Origin of the sequence: Anaerosporobacter sp. (assembly GCF_031551385.1) — a bacterium.
Lineage (GTDB): Bacteria > Bacillota > Clostridia > Lachnospirales > Lachnospiraceae > Anaerosporobacter.
The window spans coordinates 1-5,086 of record NZ_JAVBNS010000187.1; the positions used below are offsets into that span (position 1 = coordinate 1).

Annotated in this window: 5 protein-coding genes; 4 read left to right on the plus strand and 1 reads right to left on the minus strand. The window is 35.3% G+C overall.

Going from position 1 to position 5,086, the window contains the following annotated elements; translation table 11 throughout:
• The 3 genes from RMR19_RS14790 to RMR19_RS14800 form a co-directional block, all read left to right on the plus strand.
• A partial coding sequence (locus RMR19_RS14790; RefSeq protein ID WP_310604267.1) for a sensor histidine kinase occupies positions 1–287 on the plus strand: 287 nt, incomplete at its 5' end.
• An 82-nt stretch (positions 288–369) separates the two neighbouring features.
• On the plus strand, positions 370–1,254 hold the full coding sequence (locus RMR19_RS14795) for a DUF445 domain-containing protein (RefSeq protein ID WP_310604268.1): 885 nt from the start codon (positions 370–372) through the stop codon (positions 1,252–1,254).
• 39 nt (positions 1,255–1,293) lie between these two features.
• On the plus strand, positions 1,294–2,343 hold the full coding sequence (locus RMR19_RS14800; RefSeq protein ID WP_310604269.1) for a DUF3878 family protein: 1,050 nt from the start codon (positions 1,294–1,296) through the stop codon (positions 2,341–2,343).
• Here the strand turns inward: RMR19_RS14800 and RMR19_RS14805 are convergent.
• The gene (locus RMR19_RS14805) at positions 2,318–3,178 is read right to left on the minus strand and encodes an AraC family transcriptional regulator (RefSeq protein ID WP_310604270.1); all 861 of its coding nucleotides are present in this window, start codon (positions 3,176–3,178) and stop codon (positions 2,318–2,320) included. The two genes, RMR19_RS14800 and RMR19_RS14805, sit on opposite strands and share 26 nt — an antisense overlap.
• A gap of 211 nt (positions 3,179–3,389) precedes the next feature.
• Between RMR19_RS14805 and RMR19_RS14810 the strand changes: the two genes are divergently transcribed.
• On the plus strand, positions 3,390–4,916 hold the full coding sequence (locus tag RMR19_RS14810) for a glycoside hydrolase family 43 protein (RefSeq protein ID WP_310604271.1): 1,527 nt from the start codon (positions 3,390–3,392) through the stop codon (positions 4,914–4,916).
• The last annotated feature ends 170 nt before the right edge of the window (positions 4,917–5,086 follow it).

Sequence of the window (5,086 nt, forward strand, 5' to 3'; positions counted from 1 at the left end):
AGTACACAGATACACTTAATGGCTGTATCAAATTAGTCGCCAAACGTGAAAACAATATCTTAAGCATTCATGTCATTGATAATGGTATTGGAATTAGTGCCGAAGACATTCCCTATGTATTTGATAAATTCTATCGCGCCGAAAAATCTCGTAGCTCTAACATCTCTGGTTCAGGACTTGGGTTATCCATTTGCAAATATATTATTAATCAGCATGGCGGCGAGATATATTGCCATAGTAAAAAATCTGGTGGAAGCGAATTTTGGTTTACCTTAGATAGTATATAAGGTTGAATCTACTGCAATTATGGTGTATACTTCAATATGCAAATCTGATATTTATACAAATTACGAAAAGAGGAACGATTATATGAACATTATTAATATACTATCAGGCCCTGTTATTGGAGGCATCATCGGTTATTGTACAAACTATATTGCCGTTAAGATGCTGTTTCGCCCATTGTATCCAGTTAAAATCGGAAAATACACATTACCTTTTACACCAGGAATTATTCCAAAGAGAAAGCCTGCTTTAGCACATGCGATTGGTCAGGCAGTTGGTAATGCGTTATTAAGCGAAGATGAGCTTGCTAAAATTCTTACTTCTGATGGTATGAGACAAACCATCTCGAACGGAATCGTTAATGGAATTCAAGACGTGGTAACAGAATCCTCCATTCAAGAACTTGCTCAATCTGCACTCGGTGAGGAGGGCTATGAGGACAAGAAAGAGTTACTAGTCGAAATGATTACAGATAAGATTACAACTGGTTTCTTATCCATGGATGCTGGCAATATTATTGCAACAGAAGGTGCTGCAGCCCTAAAACAAAAAGGCGGTATGTTAGCCATGTTTGTTAATGACGATTTAATTGCATCTTTAGCTACACCAATTGGTAATAAGGTAGATAGCTATGTGCAAGAAGGTGGAAGAGATAAGATTGAAGAGTATATTACGAATGAAGTCAATATGCTCGAAGTACAATCCATCAATTCTATCATTGGAGATGTTGATTCACGTAAACTAGAAACGCTAGTAAATCAACTCTATAATTCTATGATTGAAAAACACACGAAGGATATTGTTAGTGCATTTGATGTACAAGGAATTGTTGAAGAAAAAATCAATACTATGGATGTGAAAGAACTAGAGACACTTATTATGTCCGTTATGAAAAATGAACTTGGAATGATTGTTAATCTAGGTGCTGTTATTGGTTTCCTTCTAGGTTTGTTTAATCTTTTCTTTTAATCATTACCATGTATATTAGAATAAATAAGGAAAAATCATATGAATATAGAAACTTGGGAACAGTATAAAGAATACTTACCTGGACTGCATAAGGATTGTCCAGATGAATTTATTTACCTCGCACAGATATTAAAAGAAAATGTATTCGAACTGATAGAGAAAAAGAAAGAGCGACAATACCACATCGTATATATGATGAATGATGCAATTGAAAGTTTTCTTGTATTTGAAAATGCGGTTATGATAGGAGCATACGAAACTGAAAATGAAGACTCCCTTCAAGGAACTCTTGATCATGTCGGTGATGATTATATTCTTAGTGTAAGACAAGGCAATAGCAATAGCTTTACCATCCGTTTCTCAAGGTTAACACTAGAGAATACTCTCTACCAGTATCATAATATTGGTCACTTTTGGGTAAAGGGTGATGAATACCTAAGACAAATCAACTATCGACTTGGTATTTTACAGGATAAATATCAGTTTCTTAATAAAAAGGTATGCACACAAGACGAAATTGATTTACTTTCCTTTTATGAATTCGCCCCTTTGCGAAATTACATCTGTGTTTCATGGGAAAAGGAAGAACCATTTATTACTTCTATGCGTGGAATTCAAGCCTTTTTACAAATAGCACAGGAAGCAAACGATTCCTCTATGGAAAAATGGATTCATCGATACAAAAAACGACCTTCCAAATGGAATGAATGGGTCTTGACGAAGATGTTAAAGACAGTTCGACATAAGCGAGTTGTTGATTTGCTTATTGACAAGATAGCCCATGCTTCGCAGGCATATATAGAACGAAGCTTTGGGGAAGCGGAAGATTGTTTTATCACACATTGCCGTAATTCAATTCGTGAAAAAATATGTAACCATAATACGCATACAGTTTTAGAAGAGCAACCGTTTAGTATTGGAGAAGAATTTACATATACATTTCACTTGCTAAATTGGAAAGAGACGTGGATATTTCGTAACGTAAAGATTCATTCCATCGTGTTAAAAGGAACGAATCTACCCGTATTAGAGAACGAATTTCATCAAAGACTAGACGAATATTTCACAACCGTTCTCTGTACTCACTAGGAGAGCAATTATAAATCTTTTTGAACTGCCGTGCAAAATAATTGCTATCACTGAATCCACTCTGTACAGAGATGTCCATAATGGATGTAGAAGTATTTCTTAACAATAAACTGGCATAGTGCAGACGTAACTTAATCACATACTGCATAGGAGAGATATGATAGGTACTACTAAATACTCTTGAAAAATGTCTCTCCGAAAGATATGCCATCTCCGCTAATTGTTTTACCGTAAGCGCTTCTATAAAATGATTTTCTATATAGGATACTGCATTAGCAATATAGATTAAATCATGAGCATCAACCCGCTCTGGTAATTTATATGCCCTAGAAAGATAGATGACCAAACGCATAAAACATGCATTCAGCATTTCTTGCCAACCTTCTTGTCGTACTCTATATTCGTACATCATCTCATCAAGCATTATACTAACTTTCTCATATTCCGCAAAATTAAGCCTTAACTTACTTTGAAATACATATTCTTTCGTTATATATGGCTCTAACACAAACAGGGCATGAAACCCTTTTGACTTCTTAATATCATATTCTTCTGAAAACATTAATTCAGGTCGAAACATGATATTACATAAACGAAAGTTTTTTGAATTCTTAAATCCATGTGCCGTATTCTTCCCAATTACAAAGATATCACCTTTCTTAATCTCATAAGATTCCTCTCCAACAGCATGAATGGCAGTACCCTCTATTACAATTACAAGTTCCGTAAAATCCTTATGAACATGCATAAAAAAGTCACCAGAGTGGTGTCCATATTGAATAAAAAAAGGAAAGTTTTGATCCTTCGTAAAAAGCTCTAATTTCATCTCATACATAATAGATTCTCCATGTCTGTTTTGTGCTAACTTATGACCGAATATTCATTGTTTTTACCAGTTTGATAATGATACACTATATTCAGTATAGTGCTAGTAAAAAAGGAAGTCAAGTTGTAACTTGAAGAGTATAACGTCACTCTTGAATACTTGTTACGAATACTCACTTCAAATTATATAAAATAAGCCAAAAATCAGGAGGAAATATCATATGAAATATAATAATCCAATACTAAAAGGATTCTACCCAGACCCAAGCGTATGCAAAGTTGGTAATACTTACTATATGGTTTGCAGTTCCATGCAGTACTTCCCAGGCGTACCGATTTTTAAAAGTGTAGATTTAATTAACTGGGAACAAATCGGACACTGTTTAACAAGAAAAAGTCAAATCGAATTAGATAAAGTAAACAGTTCAGGTGGTGTGTTTGCACCAACGATTCGTTACAACGAGGGACGTTTCTATATGACGACAACAAACGATACAACACATCAAAATTTCTATGTTTGGACAGAAGATATTACTGGCGAATGGTCTGAACCAATCAATGTTGACCAAGGCGGTATTGACCCATCCCTATATTTTGAAGATGGTAAGACATACTTTATGAGTAATGGTAGTGATGATTTCGGCGTTCCTGGAATTGTTCAATGTGAGATTGAACTTACTACAGGTAAGAAATTAACACCAAGCCGTACAATATGGCAAGGCTCTGGCGGTCGTTATCTGGAAGGCCCTCATATGTATAAGATGAATAACAAATACTACCTACTAGCAGCAGAAGGTGGTACAGAGTTTGGTCATATGGTTACGTATGCAGTAGGAGATTCTCCATATGGCCCATTTGAAGGCTATGCAAAGAATCCAGTTCTAACAAACCGAAATCTAGGTGGCTATGAAGTTCAAGGTATTGGTCATGGCGATTTGATTGAAGATAATGCTGGCAATTGGTGGCTTATTTCTCTTGGATTCCGCCAAATCGGAAGATGGGCAACTTACCATCACTTAGGACGTGAGGTATTCCTAACACCTGTGACATTTGATGAAAATGGTTGGTTTACTGCAGGAGATAACGGTACAACAACACGTACCTTTGACACAACTCGAATTCCTGAACATATTGTTCAAGAGGAAAAGAGAGTTTATACATTTGAAAATACAAAGTGGAATAGAGACTGGTGTTACCTTCGTTTACCTCAATACGAAAACTATCAATTAGAGGAAGATAACATTACACTTACAGGAACAACCGTTACATTAGATGCTGCTGATACTCCAACATTTCTTGGTTTAAGACAAAGAGACTTTAATGGAACAATCACTTGTGATGTAAGCATTGATCATGGTGAAGCTGGTATCACAATATATATGGACGAAAAGCATCACTATGATATTGCCATTCGTGAAAAACAGGATTGCAAAGGCTCATATGAAGTTATTGAACGACTTAATATTGGTAATATTAAGAGTGTGGAACATCAACTTGATGTTAATGCAGACGCGAACGCTACACTTATAATTCATGCAAGTAATTATTCTTACAGTTTTGGTGTTAAAATCAATGGTGAAGAAATCATACTTGGAAATGGAGATACTCGATATCTATCCTCTGAAGTTGCTGGTGGATTCACTGGTGTTATGATTGGATTATATGCTAGTGATTCCTCTGCATCAAATACTGCAAGATTTTCAAACTTTGAATGCAAATATACAGAAAATCCTGTAGAACAATATTAATATAAATAATTATAAATCGTGCCAAACAGATATCCGTTTGGCACGATTTAATTATATGATCTAATATATAATATCGTAACTATTCAGGACTACGTCCTTCAAGTTACATTTATGCACACAATTTTTGATTTAAAAGCAAACTGGTCCGTCTTCGGTCTTTGTTTTACACC